Below are 19,190 nucleotides of genomic sequence, written 5' to 3' on the forward strand. Positions count from 1 at the left end.
ATTAGGAAACAAAGCCTATCAGGTTACTGAGACCTTGCTATTCAGGTGAGGCAGCACCGCACTGCCAGCACGAGCCGAATTGCGCTTCGTTGACTTCATGACACTCACCACAACGCCACTCTTCATAGATGATCGAATCTTGCTGCTTTTGGTAGTCATTGACGAGCATGCGAGCTTTACTGGCCAATTCTGGCTCATATAACCATACGTAAGGGTCAGTTTCTTCGGTGAATGGGATTTCCCCCTTTAATCCGAACAACCCCTCACCACGGACTTCACAGGCAATATTCTCGCTTTCTAATAATCCACAGATGATATGAGCTTCTGTCGGATTCGATGCACTGAAGATTTTCATTGAAATAGAACCTTATTCGGCTATCTGTGTTATTTAGCTATTATAAACTATTCTGCTATATACGTTATTCAGCTACGGGTGCTGAGCGAAACTTACCCATCAACCATTTAGCCACTATTGGGAATATACCCAATAACGCAAATGACAATAGTACTGAAGGGGAGACGATGCCCGAAAGTGAATCAATTTCTGCGAGCTGAGTGCCAGCATTCAAGAAAACTGCCGTCCCCGGTAACATCCCGATTTGACTCGTAATGTAGTAACGACTCACTGACATCGGTGTTAGACCCATCAATAGGTTGATAAGGAAAAATGGGAATACAGGAATCAGACGCAGAGAAAACAGGTAAAACGCGCCGTCTTTTTCAACCCCCTTGTTAATCGTCGCCAATTTGTCACCAAACTTGGTTTGAATCCAGTCACGCAACAGGTAACGGCTACTTAAGAAGGCTAAGGTCGCACCGATCGCACTTGCGAAAGATACCAGCAGCAAGCTGTTCCAGAAGCCAAATAGCGCGGCCCCTAATAAGGTCACAACAGCGGCTCCAGGAATGGAGAAAGCCGTAATCATGACATACGCGACAAAATAGATAGCGGCAGCCGCAATAAAGTTGCTGTCAATGTATTCATTTAACACAGCTTGTTGGGCCTTAGCATTTTCAAGCGTTAAGTACTGGCCGAAATTGATGCCCAACAACACGATGGTTACGACCAACACAATACCCAATATCATTTTCTTACTCATTGATACTTCCTCTAAATTTTCAATGCATACCGATAGTATAGATAGACAGGCAAAGCATAGATTAACTTTCACCAGTTAATAAAAAACTATTTGTTCTAGACGATGGATCGGGGGCAAAAAGCTAGCCTAATTGCTTAGTCTTATGTTAGCGACAAGTATTGGCGGAATAGAGGTGGAAAAAGATTCGTTGATTAGAAGGTTGTGACTCTCTGCTAGGGACTTGTTTTGTATGCATTATTTTATTAGCGATAATTTGTACCACGTAAAAAGTAACAAAAATTTGAAAGAGTTTTGGTCTTGGCTCGTTCTATATACGTAACAATCGTGGCATGAAGATTGTTTTAGATAATTATTCAGGCAGACAACTAAGGAGCTAGCTATGAAATTATTATCAATGATTACGGTTATTGCTACAACGGGCCTATTCTCTTTCCAAGCCATGGGATCGGGCGTCTATCACCGTGCGGCTGTTGAGTCTAAAGTATTTAAAGGCGATGTAGTGGCGAGCCAATCACAGGCTTACGAATCTGGAAAAAAAATCTGGATGGATATAAACAGTAAGCGCTCATATGAATTGAGCAAAATCTTACCGCAAGCCTCTGAAAAAGTAGATGTACGCTCGTTTGAAATCAAAAACGGTACCATCAAAGTAAAAGAAATAATGGATTCCTCTGGAGAAATTAACTTCATTCCGATGGTTAAAGTGGATTACAAATACTATTACCGTCCATCTTTTTGAACTCAGTGGTTCAGCTATACATAAGACTAGTTTTGTCGACATAAAAAAAGCCGCAGTAAATGCGGCTTAGTTATGTATATAGATTGCACTGACAATGTTAATTGACGCGATTGATAAGCTCTTCGCGACGCTGCTGCGGTATAACAGACCAATGTGTACCATTAATCGCGCCTTCTAGCGCCCAAAGTAGTTCAATACTGACAGAAGACGCATGCGATTCTTTGATGGCGTTAAATGCGTTTACAGAGCCAGATTCATATAAACGTTCTACAGAATCGATCCCTGCCTTTTTCAACATACGCTCGGTAGCGAGTCGAAGATTAGGCAGATCTTTGAGTCGGGTCGGCTTAGCAGAAGACTGCTCAGCTTTTTCTTCTTTAGCAAAACCTAGAGACGTGGTTGCAAGCTGCAAGATTTTCTCTTGGTCTTGCCAGAGGCCTTCAGGTAAAGCGAAATATTTAGTAACGACAGGGAAACCACGTTTTTTGTAGACGTACGGTTGAAACCCTTGTTGTTCGAATTGTTTAGTTGTGCCTTTGTCTGCGCGTATGTGCAACTGGTCATTTACAACCAGAGCAAACATAGTGTCATCAGCAAAAAGACCGAAGCCACCAAACATTGAGCGTGATTTTATTTTTCCTAGGGACTCAAATAACTTCATCGAGTCCTTTAGTATCGGTTTATCCATGTTATTTATCTCGGTGTATTTGAACTACGCCACCAAATAAGCAGGTCCGAGAGATTAGCAAAATGTTGCAATTAAATTGTCAATAAGCCGTAAATTACTAAATTATTAGTAGTTACTGCATTTTGCCATCGGTAACCCCGCTACCATACCAACGAGTGGTTTAGGCCGGAAGCTTTGCGTCTCACTCTTTCGAGTGGTTTGCCCTGTGCGTGACTGATTGAATAGAATAAAGTTTTTGTTGAATGAAGCTCACACTTGATATTTCAAAATGTGATACTGCTTCAATTAATGATCTTTCATTTATGCATAAGGGTTCATTATAGTTGCTGATAAGAAAAGCGCACCTAAAGGTGCGCTTGATGAAATTAAACTCGAATTATCAATTAATTTAACGTCTTAACTGTACTTCGTTCAACAATTTCAGGGTGCATTTCGAAGACGCGTTTTTCGTGGTCTTTGTCTTTGATGCGCTCCAATAGAATTTCGAATGCATTCTTACCAACACGACGTTTTGGTTGGTGAACTGTCGTTAACGGCGGAGAGAAGTATTCAGCGAGTTCGATGTTGTCGTAACCGATCACTGAGATATCTTCAGGAATGCGGATGCCTTTTTCTTGCAGTCGGCTCATTAAGCCGAGTGCCATTGTGTCGTTAAAGCAGAATACCGCCGTTGGACGATCTTCCATCTCAACGATTTGTTCTGCAGCAAGAACAGCCGTATCACACTCAAAGTTACCTTCAATGATCAAGCGTTCGTCAGTGGCAATATTAGCTTCGTCAAATGCACGTTTGTATCCTGCGATACGTTCAACACAGGCTGCTTTATCTAAGTGGCCACTTAAACAAGCAATCTTAGAGTGACCGCGTTCAATAAGGTACTTGGTCGCAAGGTAGCCACCTTCTTCAGAGTTATCAATGATCTTGTCGGCTTGAGAGCTCTCAGGACCCCAGTCCATCACTACTTTAGGAATGTCAGCGTGACGGTCTAACATTTCTCTTAGTTCTTCAGTTAGGTCTGAACACATAACCAAGATGCCATCTACACGCTTCTCTGCAAGCATTCGAATGTAATCACGTTGCTTCTCATAAATACCGCCTGTGTTACACAAAATCAAAGTGTAGCCTTGACGGTAGCAGTAGCTCTCTACGCCATCGATAACCTCAGAGAAGAATAGGTTGGTTGACTGAGTTACTAGCATGCCGATAGTGCGTGTTGTATTACATTTCAAACTACGAGCAACAGCACTCGGTGCATAGTTTAGTTCGTCTACGGCTTTGTTTACTTTTTCTTGAGTCGCTTCTGCGACAAAACGTGTTTTGTTGATTACGTGAGAAACGGTTGTTGTTGATACGCCTGCTAAGCGAGCGACATCTTTTATAGTGGCCATGGTTTTATCCTATTAGAAGCTACTTTCCCAAAGTACGGAATAAAGTAGCCGTTAAGCTACTTAACTAAGAGCTTAAATTTGTAGGGCTCTTTGGGTACTAAAGTGCTAAAAAACAAAAAACCGCTATTGAGCGGCTTGTCTTAACACCGAAATGCTCTGAACTTAAATAAGCATAGCATTTCGTGAATGTTTCATATTTTATCGTTTGCGGTCACAATTTTAGACTGACTAGAAATTACTCGCAATATAATTCACCCAGAAATCCGGGTGAATTGTCACATTCTACTGAATTTATTTACCTAGTCGTTGGGCGAACTTATTCACAAGCTAAATATTGAGTGTCTAAATTGCAAAATGCGAGTAGCAAAGATGAGACCGAAGCGTAGAAACCAAATTGGTCAACGTCATGACATTTCACATTAAACTTTGGCAACCAAGTAAGTAGTTGCTGCTCGATAAACTGCTGTTGAATGACGAACGATTTCTCTAATTCTTCTTCAAGCTCAGTTTCATTTGAACGGATGATTAGATTGCCAAGGAAGTCGAGTTCGATAGCAATGTGATCTGCAGGTTCTTTTAAGTCTTGGTTCACGATTAAGTTGTGCTTAGCCATGATCTCTTCCATGTCTTTAGCTGGCTTATCGTTTAATAGACCTGTTTCGCCGATGTACATTGAAGCGTAAGGAAGAGCGCCGTGCTTATCTGTCTTTAAGAAAAGGTCGCAGAAGTCAGCAGACAGTTCCAGTTGGGCATCTTCACGTGTTTGTAGACGGTTCAATGCGTCTACAAGCTTATCAATCGAAGGCTTTAGAGCTTCATTCGAACCTAAACCAGAAAGGAAAGAACGAATTTCAACAGAGTGGTAGTGATCGAGTTCTTCTTGAGTGAGCTCTTTGGCGAATAAGCTTGATAGCCACCAGTATATTTCTGCTCTTTGCTCGTTGAACGCTTTCGTATCTTTCATTTGTTAGATCCTGACTTAGTCTTGTGATGTTGCTTATATGCATCTTGAAGTCACTTGGGCATAAGCACACCAAGGCTGAATAACAAGGTTATTTGCGAAACGCAAAGTTACTCATTAGTAGTAATGTCTATATTGAATTGCGATGGACGATAAATAGCAAGGTTTAAGATTGTCTTGTATCAAAAAAAATCCATGTTTCTGGCTTTTATCTTCTGTACCACTAGAATTGTTACTAGTTATGAATAGAATAGTCACTGAAACTATTAAATAAGAAAAGTGGTGTAGATGAGCTATCACGTATTAGTCGTAGAAGATGATGTGGTAACCCGCAGTAAACTGGTTGGATACTTCCAGAACGAGGGTTACACAGTGAGCGAAGCAGAAAGCGGCGCTCAAATGAGAAACGTGTTAGAAGAAAACAACGTTGACCTCATTATGCTGGACATCAACTTACCAGGCGAAGATGGATTGATGCTAACTCGCGAATTACGCAGTCAATCAGACATTGGAATTATTTTAGTTACTGGACGCACGGATAGCATCGACAAAATTGTTGGCCTTGAAATGGGCGCTGACGATTACGTTACTAAACCCTTCGAACTTCGCGAGTTATTAGTTCGAGTTAAAAACCTACTTTGGCGTATTTCTGCCGCTCGTAAAACAGCTGCGGGCACAGTCGAAGAAACATCAGATGAGTCTGTGGTTCGTTTTGGTGAGTGGACATTTGATATCCCTCGTCGTGCGTTAAGCAAAAACGGCGAACCGGTGAAACTGACCAAAGCAGAATACGAACTGCTAGTGGCGTTGTCTTCTTACCCTAACCAAGTATTAAGCCGCGAACGTATTCTGAATATGATCAGCCACCGAGTGGACGCGCCTAATGACCGTACTATCGATGTGCTGATTCGTCGTATGCGTGCAAAAATGGAGTTCGATCCTAAGAACCCACAAATCTTTGTGACGGTTCACGGTGAAGGTTACATGTTCGCTGGTGATTGATTTTCTTCGGGAGTGATTAATTAACAACGGCATTTAAACGTAAAAAGCCGAGACATCATTGATGTCTCGGCTTTTTTTATTACTCAGCTTTACTGGTAACGACCAGAGAATCTACAAATACTTGCCGACTCAGTCTGCACAAGATGAGTTTAAAGATTCAATGGGCTTACTGAGGCTGAGCCGCAGAAACTTCACCGTCATCTTCAATTAAGCTGGAAGCTTCTGGAATCACCGGCTCTTCAACAATGTCATTGCTTGTATCAAGCCAATCACGTAAATCTTGCCAAACTAATCCCATGGTTTCGTGCCAGTAACGCTCAGTCTGCTCAAGGTAGAGAGCTTTTGGCATGTACTTATTCCAAGGCTCAACAACGCCTTCTTGTGCAAGGTAGTTGGTTGGTGCAGGCAGTGGTTTCATACCAGCTGCATGGAATTCATTGAGTGCACGAGTCATATGGCTCGCTGAAGTCACCAGTACCATTTTTTTATTCTTAACGAACGCAGCGGCTTGGCGAGCTTCTTCCCAGGTGTCTTTTGCGGTTTCAAGCAGAATGATATCGGGTTTTGCTACGCCAAGTGCTAATGAAACCTTAGCCATCATTCTTGCGTTACTTACTTCAGTGCCTGCGCCATAGCCAGACAAAATGAGTTTTGCACCAGGGTAAAGACGTAGGATACGAATCCCTTCACTTAAACGCATCAGGCCGGTGCGGCTAAGTTCTGATGTCGGTGGAATTTGGTCATCTACGACGTGACCACTTCCGAGAACCATCACGTAATCGACGGTTTCATCGACAGGTAAAAATGCGGTGTGTTGCCTTTCCATTGGCATTAAAAGTTGACTAGAAACTGGTTGGAAAGCGATTAGGAAAATACCACATAGGGCTGAAAGGGTGATTAGGCAACCAGTCTTCCTTTTGGTAGTAAACATCACTAGGGCTAAACCCAGAAAAGCGAGAATTAACATTGCTGGTAGTGGCATCAATAGCGAAGACACTACTTTTTTCAGCTCAAACATATCCGAATAGTCCGAAAAAACATCACTTAGTAGTAAAAAGAGACATCGCCTCTTTATTCCTGAAATTCCTGTGACAGAATAGCAGGCACGATAGGACATAATAACTCAAGTAGCCGTGACTGAAGACCGTAATTTCGACGATATTGCCCACAAATTTGCAAAAAATATTTACGGCTCTGACAAAGGAGAGATCCGTCAGATCATCGTATGGGAAGATTTAGAACAAGCTTTGAGCAAATTTGAGCAATCAGCTTCGCCGCTGCATGTGCTTGATGCTGGAGGCGGACTTGCGCAGATGTCGCAAAAAATTGCGTCGCTTGGGCATAACGTTTCTCTGTGTGACCTCTCTTCTGAAATGCTGAAGCTCGCAAAAGAAAGTATCAGCGAAGCGGGTTTGCTAGAGCAATATCGATTTATTCATTCACCGGTACAAAAAGTCGCAGAACATCTCGATGAGAAAGTCGATTTTGTGATGTTTCATGCCGTAATGGAATGGTTAGCCGATCCTAAAGAGGCGCTTGATTTATTGCTTGAACAAGTTAAACCGGGTGGCGTTGCTTCGATAATGTTTTACAACCACCACGGATTAGTCCTGAAAAATGTGATTTGTGGCAACATTCCTCATGTATTGAATGGGATGCCACATCGAAAACGGTTTAAGCTGCAACCACAAAAAGGCTTGAAGCCGGAAGAGGTTTATCAATGGATAGAAGACGCTGGTCTAGAAATCTGTGGTAAATCAGGCATTCGCTCTTTCAGTGACTACATAGGTAATATGGAGTACATGGGCGATTACCAATTTGAAGATGTATTGGAACTGGAAAAACAGCTATGTCGCCAAGAGCCATATCTGTCACTAGGCCGTTATATTCACGTTTGGGCTCAAAAACCTGCGCAATAACAGCGGTGAATGTGGTAAAAGAAGCCACAACATGCGCTATGCAATCGTAAGAAGCCCGCGTCATAAAGAAATAGGCGTCATATCTAATAGATTCGATATGACGAAGAACAGTAACAGGAACCACAATGAGTGAAATGACTCAAACTGCCGAAGAGCAGCCAATTGATGAGTTGGTGGGCTGGGTCAAGCAGCATGATTTTTCATTAAACTTGCCACCAGAGCGCTTAGCATTTTTGATTGCTATCGCAGTACTAAGCAATGAAAGGTTCGATGAAGAGTTGGGCGAGGGTGAACTGCACGATGCATTTACCATCGTCACTCGACTGTTTGAAGATACTGGCGAAGCGTCCGCGTTTCGTGCCAACAATGCCATCAACGAGTTAGTTAAACAGAAGTTGATTAGCCGCTTTACTAGCGAAATCACCGATGGTGCGAGTATTTATCGCTTATCACCATTGGCGATTGGTATTTCAGATTATTACTTACGCCACCGTCAGTTCTCTAAATTAAAACTGTCTATCCAGCTTTCTATGGTTGCGGACGAGATGGCAAAAGCCATTGAAGCAGCACAAAAAGGCGGAACTCCAGGGCATTGGAGAAAGAATGTTTACGGCGTGCTCAAGTATTCTGTTGGTGAAATTTTCGATCAGATTGATCTTAACCAACGTGTTATGGATGAGCAGCAGCAAACCGTTAAACAGCAAATTGCCGACCTTTTAAACAAGGATTGGCGAGAGGCGATTAACAACTGTGAAACCTTGCTTTCAGAAACCTCTTCCACACTGAAAGAATTGCAAGACACCTTGCAAGCGGCGGGTGATGAACTGCAAACACAGATCCTCGATATTCAAGAAATTGTTTACGGTGACGATGAACTCGAGTTCGTTGGCGAAACCCTGTTCGGCTTGCAGATGAAGCTAGACCGAATCACCAGTTGGGGCCAACAAGCCATCGATTTATGGATCGGCTACGACCGCCATGTTCACAAGTTTATTCGTACCGCGATTGATATGGATAAAAACCGTGCCTTTAGCCAACGCTTGCGTCAGTCGGTTACCGACTACTTTGATGCGCCTTGGCTTTTGACCTACGCCGATGCTGAGAAGCTGACGGATCTTCGTGATGAAGCGCTCGTGCTTCGTGATGACGAAGTGATGGGACAAGCACCAATCGACGTTGAGTACGAAGAATTTGAGCAAGTGAATGACCTGCTTTCAGATCGAATTGCAGAGATGTTAAAAGCTCACAAACAGCAAGGCGCGCCAATTGATCTTGGCCATGTGTTACGCGATTACCTCGCTGCACACCCTCGCACACACCATTTTGATTTAGCCAGAATTGTTGTCGACCAAGCCGTACGCTTAGGTTACTCAGAGTCTGACTATCAGGCTATTCAGCCAGATTGGCAGGCAATCAACGATTTCGGTGCAAAGGTACAAGCAAATGTCATTAACAAGTACTGATGATTACATGCCAGAGAAACTGGTAAAAGCGATAGCGAACCCACTGTTCCCTGCGCTAGATAGCATGTTGCGTTCAGGCAAGCATGTTTCAACAGAAGATCTAGATAACCACGCGTTGTTGTCCGATTTTGAAGTTGAGCTTCAGCATTTCTATCAACGCTACAATACGGAACTGGTAAAAGCGCCGGAAGGTTTCTTTTACTTGCGTCCGCGTTCTACGTCTCTGATTGGTCGTAGTGTGTTGTCTGAGCTCGACATGTTGGTTGGCAAGGTGTTGTGTTTCTTATACCTAAGCCCAGAACGTCTTGCTCATGAAGGTATCTTCACCAACCAAGAACTGTTTGATGAGTTGATGTCGTTAGCGGATGAGAAAAAACTCATGAAGCTAGCAACCAACCGTGCGTCTGGTTCTGACTTAGATAAAGAAAAGCTGTTCGAAAAAGTACGTACTTCTCTGCGTCGTTTACGCCGTATCGGTATGTTGATTGCGATTGGCGAAACCGGCAAGTTCCGTATCAGCGAAGCGGTATTCCGTTTTGGCGCCGACGTTCGTGTTGGCGACGATATGAAAGAAGCGCAATTACGTCTTATCCGTGATGGTGAAGCTGTGGTTCATACCCAAGAGCCTAACCAAGGTAGCTTGTTGAATGAAGAACAAGCGGAAGCTGTATCAGAAGTCGTTGCAGACGTAGACGAAAACGGTCAACAAGACATTTTTAACGATCAAGCTGACTTTGACCTTGAGTCAAACGATGGCGAACAAACAAAAGTAGAAGGTGAAGCATGATTGAAAGAGGTAAGTATCAATCATTAACCATGGTCAACTGGAACGGCTTCTTTGCGCGTACTTTTGATATTGATGGATTGGTTACAACGCTTTCTGGCGGTAACGGTGCGGGTAAGTCGACCACAATGGCGGCATTCATCACAGCACTGATCCCTGACCAAAGCCTTCTGCATTTCCGTAACACAACGGAAGCGGGTAGCTCGCAGTCGTCACGTGATAAAGGCCTTTACGGTAAGCTTCAGCCAGGCGCATGTTATGCCGCACTAGATGTTGTGAACTCTCGTAATCAGCGTCTATTGTTTGCAGTAAAACTGCAGCAAGTTGCGGGTCGTGATAAGAAAGTCGATATCAAACCGTTTGTTATTCAAGGCCTTCCAAGCCATGTGAAACCAACGGATGTGTTGATTCAGAACGTTTCAGACAGCCACGCTCGCGTATGTCAGTTGAACGACGTGAAAGCGGCGGTAGCACAATACGAAGGCGCGCATTTTAAGGCCTTCTCTTCGATTGTTGATTACCACTCGCAAATGTTTGAATACGGTGTGGTACCGAAGAAACTACGTAACAGCAGCGACCGTTCTAAGTTCTACCGCTTAATTGAAGCATCACTTTACGGTGGTATCTCAAGTGCGATTACGCGTTCTCTGCGTGATTACCTTCTACCGCAAAATGGTGGTGTGAAGAAAGCGTTCCAAGACATGGAATCAGCACTACGCGAAAACCGTATGACGCTAGAAGCGATCAAAACGACTCAGTCGGATCGTGATTTGTTTAAGCACTTGATCACTGAATCTACGAACTACGTGGCAGCAGATTACATGCGCCATGCTAACGATCGTCGCAACAAGCTTGATCAAACCATGAAGTTCCGTGGTGAGCTGTTTGGTTCTCGTGAAACCTTGCTTGATCAAAACAACTTGTTGAACCGCGTTCAAGAAGAACTAGAGTTACTTGTCGATCAAGAATCAGCACTAGAGCAAGATTACCAAGCGGCTTCGGATCATCTGCAATTAGTTCAAACTGCACTTCGTCAGCAAGAGAAAATTGCCCGCTACAGCGAAGATCTAGAAGAGCTTAACGAGCGTCTAGAAGAGCAAATGATGGTGGTTGAAGAAGCTCAAGAGCGAGTACTTCTTGCTGAAGAGCAGGCAACCATCACTGAAGAAGAAGTGGATAGCCTGAAAACTCAGCTTGCTGACTACCAACAAGCATTGGATGTTCAGCAGACTCGTGCACTTCAATACCAGCAAGCGGTTCAAGCATTAGAGAAAACTAAGCAGCTACTTGGTGATGAGTCTATTACGGCAGAAAGCGCACTAACTCTGGTTTCTGAGCTAAAAGCACAAGAAGAATCAAGCACTCAAACGCTGCTGTCTACTAAACATAAACTAGACATGTCTTCTGCTGCTTCTGCGCAGTTCGACAAAGCGCTCGCTCTTGTTAAAAGTATTGTGGGTGACGTTGAGCGTAAAGAAGCGTCTCAAAGCGCTAAGCAAGCTTTAGAAAAAGGCCGTAACGCAAAACACGTTGTTGAAAATGAACAGCAGTGGCGTGCTCAGCACCGCGATATGGCTCGTGATGTGGCTCAGCAGCGTCAAGCAAAAGAGCTAGCGACTGAATACCAAAAGCAACACAACATCTCACTGACTGACGAAGCGGTTTTCGATGAAGAACGTGAACGTCACGCTATGCAGATCGAATCTCTTGAGTACGCTCAAGAAGAGCTGCGTGAAGCGAAGAGTGAGCAACGTCGTGTACAACAAAACCACGACCAAGAGATTCAAAAGCTTGAGTCCATTGCTCCTGCGTGGATCACGGCAAACGATGCGCTTGAAGCACTGAGAGATCAAACCGAAGCTGAGCTAGAAGATAGCCAAGCGGTGATGACTCAAATGCAGCAAGTGCTTGAAGATGAGAAATCTCAAGCGGTAGCAAAAGATCAGTTGGCTACGCGCCGAGCTGAACTTGAGCACGAAATTGAGCGTTTAGCGTCTCCAGGTGGTTCTAACGATCCTCGCCTCAAAGGCCTAGCGGATACGCTTGGTGGCGTGCTGCTTTCTGAGATCTACGATGATATCACTATTGGTGATGCGCCGTACTTCAGTGCGATGTACGGCCCGGCTCGTCACGCAATTGTGGTTTCTGATCTTGATGGTATTAAAGAGAAGCTGGTGGATCTTGATGATTGTCCAGAAGACCTTTACATCCTAGAAGGCGATGTCGACGCGTTTGATGACAGTTCATTCAATGCCGATGAGCTTGAAGGCGCAGTGTGTGTTCAGCTGAACGATCGCCAAATGCGTTACTCTCGTTTCCCTGAGATCCCACTGTTTGGCCGTGCGGCTCGTGAACAACGTCTAGAGAAATTGCGCGAAGAGCGTGACGTTGTGGTTGAAAACCACGCGAAGGCAGCGTTTGACTCTCAAAAACTGAATCGCCTATACCAAGCATTCAACAGCTTTGTTGCGAAGCACCTGCACGTTGCGTTTAACGCAGACCCAGAGCAAGCACTTGCTGCGATTCGTGATAAGCGTAATCAAATTGTTCGTTCTCTGGCTGAGCTTAACTCTAAAGAGCAGCAGCAACGCAGTCAGCTTCTACAAAGCAAGCAGGCACTTGGTGCGCTAGATAAATTAGCACCAATGGTTCGTATTTTAGAAGACGAAACATTGGCTGAGCGTTTAGCTGAATTAGAAGCGCAACTAGAGCGTTTAAGTGAAGCGAAATCTTACTTGAATACGCACGGCAAGGCGCTTACTTCTCTAGAACAGTTCGTATCTGCACTAGACGCTGACCCAGAGCAATTCGAAGCTTTGGAAGCAGAGTACCGTCAAGCAGACAACGCGCTACAAACGCTAAAAGGCAAAGTGTTTGCACTGTCTGATCTGATTGAGCGTCGTCATTACTTTGCTTACGCGGATTCTGTTGATTTGCTTAATAAGAGCAGTGAACTGAGCGAGCAACTGAAAGCGAAGTTGGTTCAAGCTGAACAAGCAAGAACCAAAGGCCGCGATGGCTTGAAGCAAGCTCGCGAACAGATGAACCAATACAACCAAGTATTGGCGGCACTGAAGAGCTCACATCAAGCGAAGCAAGAAACGGTTCAAGAGTTCAAACAAGAGCTACAAGAGTTCGGCGTAAACGCTGACGAAGGCGCTGAAGAGCGTGCTGTACGTCGTCGTGACGAGCTTCAAGAGCGTCTGCACACATCTCGCAGCCGTAAGAGTGAATACGAGCGTACGATTACGTCAACTGAACTTGAGATGAAAGCACTGGCTAAGCGTCTTAAGAAAGTTCAAAAAGAGTACACCGAGCTTCGTACTTTCGTTGTTGCAGCGAAAGCGGGTTGGTGTTCAGTACTTCGTTTAGCGCGTGAGAATGATGTTGAACGTCGTCTGCATAAACGTGAACTGGCTTATCTAACGGCAGGCGAGCTTCGCTCTATGTCGGATAAATCACTGGGTGCGCTACGTCTGGCGGTAGCCGACAATGACGACCTGCGTGATTCGCTGCGTTTATCTGAAGACAACGCGCATCCAGAGCGTAAAGTTCTGTTCTACATTGCGGTTTACCAACACCTTCGTGAGCGTATTCGCCAAGATATTATTCACACGGATGATCCGGTTGAAGCAATCGAAGAGATGGAAGTGGAGCTAGCTCGACTAACAGAAGAGTTGACGCAGCGTGAAAATCGCCTGGCAATCAGCTCTGAGTCCGTAGCAAGCATCATCAAGAAAACGATTCAGCGCGAGCAGAACCGTATTCGAATGCTGAACCAAGGTTTGTCTAACATTTACTTTGGTCAGGTTAAAGGCGTACGTCTGAACGTTAAGATCCGTGAAAGCCACGAGATCTTGCTATCAGGGCTAGCAACTCAACAAGAGCAACACAAAGACTTGTTTGAATCAACGCGCTTTACCTTCTCAGAAGCGATGGCGAAGTTGTTCCAACGAGTGAACCCGCATATCGATATGGGTCAACGTTCTCCACAGGTTCTTGGTGAAGAGCTACTGGATTACCGTAACTACCTAGAGCTGAGTGTTGAAGTTAACCGTGGTTCAGATGGTTGGTTACAAGCTGAATCGGGCGCATTGTCTACGGGTGAGGCGATCGGTACGGGTCAGTCAATCCTATTGATGGTTATTCAGAGCTGGGAAGAGGAATCTCGTCGACTTCGCAGTAAAGACATCGTTCCATGTCGTTTGTTGTTCCTTGATGAAGCAGCACGTTTGGATTCTAAGTCGATCTCTACGCTGTTTGAACTGTGTGACCGTTTGGGTATGCAACTTCTGATTGCAGCACCTGAAAACATTAGCCCAGAGAAAGGTACAACCTACAAACTGGTTCGTAAGGTCTTCAAAGACCACGAACACGTACATGTTGTTGGCCTGCGCGGTTTTGCTCAAAACAAACCAGCATCTCCGGTGCAAGAGCTTATCGAAGAAACTGAGCAATAACTTTGATAGCCGAATTATAATCTTGATAGCCGAGCAATAACCTTGATAGCTTAGCTATAAGCTCGAAAGCGACTCAATGATATTTGTTCAAAGCCCCTAATCATTAGGGGCTTTTTTGTACCTTGAATCTGATTTCTTACTTCTTACTTCTACAGCAGAACCCCTCCCGCTTAATCCTTTCGTCGACACTGATAAGACCACTCATACATTATGGTTATTATCAATGGAACTTGTTTGAGGTCACACGCACAAAACCACAAATAATGTATGGTAATGACATAGATTTAATAATATTAATAATATTGTATTACTTAAATTTTAATTGTTGATAACTCGCGTGTGCGAAAGGTAAAGGTAGGACTTAGGTATGATTCAAATCGTTATTGATGGGAAATATCGAATCGTCGAGCAAGGACAAACCGTTCTTGAAGCGGCAAAAACATGTGGTTTGGAAATCCCATCTTTATGTGGTTTGAATAAAACAGCGGATAAAGTGCCGTGTGATTTGTGTGTTGTGGAAGTTGATGGCGTTGGTGTTACTCGCTCTTGTGAGCTTGAAGTGTCTAATGGGCTGAATATTACCACTCAGTCAAAACAGTTAACGAATCATCGACAAGAAGCGTTGAATCGCATCATGACCGATCACTACGCTGACTGTGAAGCGCCATGCCAAACAGCCTGTCCTGCTGGGGTCGACATCCAATCTTACCTGCACCATATCGCTCAAAATGATCACATCAAAGCGATTGAAGTGATCAAAAAGACATTGCCAATGCCGCTTTCAATTGGTCGTGTGTGTCCTGCTTTCTGTGAAACCGAATGTCGTCGTAACTTGGTCGATGAATCCATTGCGATTCGCCAACTTAAACGACACGCTGCTGATGCGGATCTAGCGGCTCAAGAGAGCTACATGCCAGCGAAGAAACCAAATAAAGGCAAGAGCATTGCTATTGTTGGTAGTGGCCCCGGTGGTCTTACGGCGGGTTATTACCTATCTAACGAAGGCTATGATGTCAGTGTCTATGAGTCGATGCCCCAAGCGGGTGGTTGGCTGCGTTACGGCATCCCTGAATATCGCTTACCGAAGTCGATTTTAGACAAAGAAATCGAGTTGATGTGTCGTAACGGAATGGTGGTTGAGTGCGGTAAAAAACTCGGTGTTGATTTTACACTGTCTGATTTAAGTAACGATTTTGATGCGGTTTGTTTAGCCGTTGGCGCATCACAAGCGGTCGAGATGAATTACCCGGGTAGCGAACTCGGAGGTTGTTATTTGGGTGTCGATTATCTGAAAGATTACGTGACCGACCAGCAGTACGTCACTGGTAAAAAGGTTGCCGTGATCGGTGGCGGTAATACAGCGATTGACTGTGCTCGAACCGCAGTTCGTGATGGCGCGGATACTACGCTGATTTATCGTCGTACTCGAGATGAGATGCCAGCAGAAGATTACGAAATCGAAGAAGCTGAACATGAGGGTGTGAAGTTCCACTTCTTAACCAACCCTGCAGAAAACATAGCCGATGAAAATGGTCATGTATCAGAAATACGATTAGAACGAATGGCTTTGGGTCCTGCTGATGCTTCAGGCCGCCGCAGCCCTAAACCAACTGGCGAGTTCTTTGTTGAAGCGTTTGATACGGTTATTGCTGCCGTGTCGCAAAAGCCTGATCTGAGCTTTATGGACAATGAAGCGATTGATATTCCTCTTACTCGTTGGAATACCGCAGATGCTGATCCACAAACCATGCATACCGGAACCGGAAATATTTTCAGTATTGGTGATTTCCGACGCGGCCCTGCAACCGCAGTCGAAGCGGTGGGGGATGGGCGTATTGCTGCACAAGCGATCGATCGCTTCTTCCATGGTGATATGGACAATATTCCAGCCAAACCGTTTAACTCAAGAAAGCACAAACAGCTCAAAGCGGTGGATCCTGAGCAATACCAGTCGATACAACGCATGGCTCGTAAGATCATGCCAGAACTAACGCCCGAGCAGCGTGAACAAAGCTTTGATGAAGTAGAAACAGGGTTTGAGAATGCTGATGCAATAGCGGAAGCTGCAAGATGTCTAGAGTGTGGCTGCCAAGCCAATACCGATTGCGACCTACGAGACTACTCGACCGAATACAAAGCAACGCAAACGCATCCAGAGTACAAAATCGATGTGGCTTCGAATGAGAGTTGGCAGGCGATTCGTGCTGAAGAAGCGAAGGTCGGGTTAACAAGGCAAAAATTTTCGGTCGATGACAGTTCTGAGTTCATTATCTTTGACGCCAACCGCTGTATTAGTTGTGGCCAGTGTATTCAAGCATGTCGAGAACAGAATGTTCATGGCGTTCTAAGCTTCATGAATCAATCGGATGGCAAACCTGCATCAAGACCTGAATGTCGCCCTAACTTTGGGGCAGATAAGACCTTAATGGGCGACTCAAACTGCGTTCAATGTGGATCGTGTATTCAGGTGTGTCCAACCGGTGCAATGGTGGATGCTCGCGACAGAAAGCAGGGAGACACAGACGTACTCAAGAAAGTCGATACCATCTGCACCTATTGCGGTGTCGGCTGCAAGCTAACCATGCATATCGATGAGCAGAAAAACAAAATCCGCTATATCGAAGGCGGAGACTCTCCGGTTAATGAAGGCATGTTGTGTGTTAAGGGACGATTTGGCTTCGATTTTGTGGGCAGCGATGCGCGTTTAACCACACCATTAATTCGTAAAGATGGCTGGTTGCAACCTGCAAGTTGGGATGAGGCAGTTAAGCTTATTGCCGAGAAGTTTACTGCGATTAAGCAAGGCTTTGGCAGTAACGCTTTAGCGGGGTTCTCGTCGGCGAAAACCACCAATGAAGATAACTATGCCTTCCAAAAATTCATACGTCGTGAACTCGGTACCAATAACGTCGATCACTGTGCGCGCCTTTGTCACGCATCTACTGTTACTGGTTTAGAGGCTTCGCTAGGTAGCGGGGCGATGACCAATGATATTCCAAGCATCAAGCACTCAGATGTGATCTTTATTATTGGCTCCGACACCACGTCAGCACACCCAATTATTGGCTCGCATATCAAGCAAGCTGTGAGACATGGTGGAGCGAGATTGATCGTTGCCGATCCAAAACGAATCGATATTGCTGACCATGCTGAACTTTATTTAGCGCACCGACCGGGTACTGATGTAATGTTGATCAATGGTGTGATGCAGCAAATCATCAAACACGGTTGGTACGACCAAGAGTATATCGAAGACCGTGTGGATGGCTTTGATACCTTGCTTCAAGAGGTAATGTCACCAAGTTATTCACTAGACAAAGTGGAGCTGGTAACTGGCGTTAAAGCGGAAGACATCTTCGCAATGGCGCGATTGATTGGTACAGCAGAGCGTACAGCGGTGTACTACTCGATGGGCATTACGCAACATACCACTGGTCACGATAACGTTCGATCAATCGCTAACCTACAGCTCTTGTGTGGCAATATCGGAATTGAAGGCGGCGGTATCAACCCATTACGTGGTCAATCCAATGTTCAGGGTGCGTGTGACATGGGCGCATTGCCAAATAACCTTCCGGGTTATCAGAAAGTGTACAACCCAATGGTTCGTCAAAAATTCGCGATGGAGTGGGGTGTTTCTGACCTACCGGCTGAAACAGGCTTAACGTTGACCGAAATTATTGATGGAGCGTGTCATCGAGATGTTCGTGGTCTGTACGTAATGGGCGAGAACCCAGTGCTGAGTGACCCGAACCAAGCGCATGTGATTGAAGGTCTTGAAGCGTTAGATTTCCTCGTGGTTCAAGATATTTTCTTAACCGAAACCGCTCAATATGCCGATGTGGTGCTACCGTCTTGCTCGTTTGCTGAGAAGTCTGGTCATTTTACTAATACCGAGCGTCGTGTTCAGCGTATTAACCCGGCGGTATTGCCTCCAGGTGAAGCGAAAGAAGATTGGGTGATTATCCAAATGTTGGCTAATGCGATGGGCGGCAATTGGGAATATGACTCGGTTGCTGATATCACCAATGAGATAGCGCGTGTCACGCCACAGTATGGTGGTTTACGTTGGGAGAACATTACGGTGAACGGCGTGCAATGGCCAAGTAATAAGAACAACCCTGATGGCACACGTATCATGCACCAGACCCAATTTACGCGTGGGCGTGGTCAAATGGAGGCGATTCCGTTTAGATACGCTGCTGAGCTACCGGATGCGGAATACCCGTTAGTATTAACGACAGGCCGTATTCTAGAACAGTTCCACACCGGAACCATGACACGTAAAACAAAAGGGTTGGATAACTTAGCAGGACCGCGTGCCATGGTGAGTGTTCATGATGCTGAAGCGCTAGGTATCTCGAATGGTCAGATGCTTAAGGTCTCAACACGTCGTGGTGAAATCGAAATCGCGGCCTTTGTGACTAAACGAATGCAAAAGGGTGTGGTATTTATTCCATTCCATTTTGTTGAATCACCAGTTAACCGTTTGACTACCACAGCGACTGATCCACACGCGAAGATCCCTGAATTTAAGGTGGCGGCTGTGCGTATTGATCCTATTCGTGAGCCTGAGTGTGAAGTAACAGAGGCTTAATCATATTAGCTCGGTGAAGACGGCTGGCATTAAAAAGCCGCGTAACTCTCAGAGTTATGCGGCCTTTTTATCGAGCTAGATTCAGTATC

Annotated in this window: 13 protein-coding genes and 1 riboswitch; of the genes, 7 read left to right on the plus strand and 6 right to left on the minus strand. The window is 44.9% G+C overall.

What is annotated here, in order from left to right; all coding sequences use genetic code 11:
- Positions 1 to 37: 37 nt before the first annotated feature.
- Together AB4384_RS12280 and AB4384_RS12285 are read right to left on the minus strand one after the other, a co-directional pair.
- Entirely contained in the window at positions 38 to 355 is a 318-nt protein-coding gene (locus tag AB4384_RS12280; protein ID WP_017062099.1) for a DUF2007 domain-containing protein, read from the minus strand.
- Between the two features lie 64 nt (positions 356 to 419).
- Positions 420 to 1,100 carry a TVP38/TMEM64 family protein gene (locus tag AB4384_RS12285; protein ID WP_102394105.1) on the minus strand — a complete coding sequence of 227 codons (681 nt, stop codon included), beginning with the start codon at positions 1,098 to 1,100 and terminating at the stop codon, positions 420 to 422.
- Between the two features lie 379 nt (positions 1,101 to 1,479).
- Between AB4384_RS12285 and AB4384_RS12290 the strand changes: the two genes are divergently transcribed.
- Entirely contained in the window at positions 1,480 to 1,839 is a 360-nt protein-coding gene (locus AB4384_RS12290) for a DUF3316 domain-containing protein (RefSeq protein WP_017067843.1), read from the plus strand.
- A gap of 97 nt (positions 1,840 to 1,936) precedes the next feature.
- Here AB4384_RS12290 and AB4384_RS12295 read toward each other — a convergent pair whose 3' ends face one another.
- The 3 genes from AB4384_RS12295 to torD all read right to left on the minus strand — a co-directional run bounded on the left by AB4384_RS12295 (position 1,937) and on the right by torD (position 4,879).
- Complete coding sequence (locus AB4384_RS12295) at positions 1,937 to 2,527, minus strand: TfoX/Sxy family DNA transformation protein (protein ID WP_019820997.1); 591 nt, start codon at positions 2,525 to 2,527, stop codon at positions 1,937 to 1,939.
- 127 nt (positions 2,528 to 2,654) lie between these two features.
- Positions 2,655 to 2,740, minus strand: a riboswitch (cyclic di-GMP riboswitch).
- Between the two features lie 170 nt (positions 2,741 to 2,910).
- Positions 2,911 to 3,915, minus strand: coding sequence for an HTH-type transcriptional repressor PurR (gene purR / locus AB4384_RS12300; RefSeq protein ID WP_372129613.1), 1,005 nt, complete (start codon positions 3,913 to 3,915; stop codon positions 2,911 to 2,913).
- 316 nt (positions 3,916 to 4,231) lie between these two features.
- On the minus strand, positions 4,232 to 4,879 hold the full coding sequence (torD, locus tag AB4384_RS12305) for a molecular chaperone TorD (RefSeq protein ID WP_372129614.1): 648 nt from the start codon (positions 4,877 to 4,879) through the stop codon (positions 4,232 to 4,234).
- A 285-nt stretch (positions 4,880 to 5,164) separates the two neighbouring features.
- On the opposite strand from torD, the gene torR reads away from it, so the two are divergent.
- On the plus strand, positions 5,165 to 5,878 hold the full coding sequence (torR, locus tag AB4384_RS12310) for a two-component system response regulator TorR (RefSeq protein ID WP_172379748.1): 714 nt from the start codon (positions 5,165 to 5,167) through the stop codon (positions 5,876 to 5,878).
- 166 nt (positions 5,879 to 6,044) lie between these two features.
- On the opposite strand, the gene elyC is transcribed toward torR, so the two are convergent.
- A complete protein-coding gene (elyC, locus tag AB4384_RS12315) occupies positions 6,045 to 6,896 on the minus strand; it encodes an envelope biogenesis factor ElyC (RefSeq protein WP_372129615.1) in 852 nt (283 codons plus the stop codon).
- A gap of 115 nt (positions 6,897 to 7,011) precedes the next feature.
- Between elyC and cmoM the strand changes: the two genes are divergently transcribed.
- The 5 genes from cmoM to fdhF all read left to right on the plus strand — a co-directional run bounded on the left by cmoM (position 7,012) and on the right by fdhF (position 19,101).
- Complete coding sequence (gene cmoM, locus AB4384_RS12320) at positions 7,012 to 7,797, plus strand: tRNA uridine 5-oxyacetic acid(34) methyltransferase CmoM (RefSeq protein ID WP_372129616.1); 786 nt, start codon at positions 7,012 to 7,014, stop codon at positions 7,795 to 7,797.
- A 125-nt stretch (positions 7,798 to 7,922) separates the two neighbouring features.
- On the plus strand, positions 7,923 to 9,260 hold the full coding sequence (mukF, locus tag AB4384_RS12325; protein ID WP_060982361.1) for a chromosome partition protein MukF: 1,338 nt from the start codon (positions 7,923 to 7,925) through the stop codon (positions 9,258 to 9,260).
- Entirely contained in the window at positions 9,241 to 10,047 is an 807-nt protein-coding gene (mukE, locus tag AB4384_RS12330; RefSeq protein ID WP_050643794.1) for a chromosome partition protein MukE, read from the plus strand. The genes mukF and mukE overlap by 20 nt, the downstream gene beginning before the upstream one ends.
- A complete protein-coding gene (mukB, locus tag AB4384_RS12335) occupies positions 10,044 to 14,504 on the plus strand; it encodes a chromosome partition protein MukB (protein WP_372129617.1) in 4,461 nt (1,486 codons plus the stop codon). The genes mukE and mukB overlap by 4 nt, the downstream gene beginning before the upstream one ends.
- Positions 14,505 to 14,871: 367 nt before the next feature.
- Positions 14,872 to 19,101 (plus strand): formate dehydrogenase subunit alpha, encoded by a 4,230-nt coding sequence (fdhF, locus tag AB4384_RS12340; RefSeq protein ID WP_372129618.1) that lies wholly within the window; start codon positions 14,872 to 14,874, stop codon positions 19,099 to 19,101.
- Positions 19,102 to 19,190 lie beyond the last annotated feature (89 nt).

The sequence above is a fragment of the Vibrio sp. 10N.261.51.A4 genome (assembly GCF_041471945.1).
GTDB classification, from domain to species: domain Bacteria; phylum Pseudomonadota; class Gammaproteobacteria; order Enterobacterales; family Vibrionaceae; genus Vibrio; species Vibrio crassostreae_C.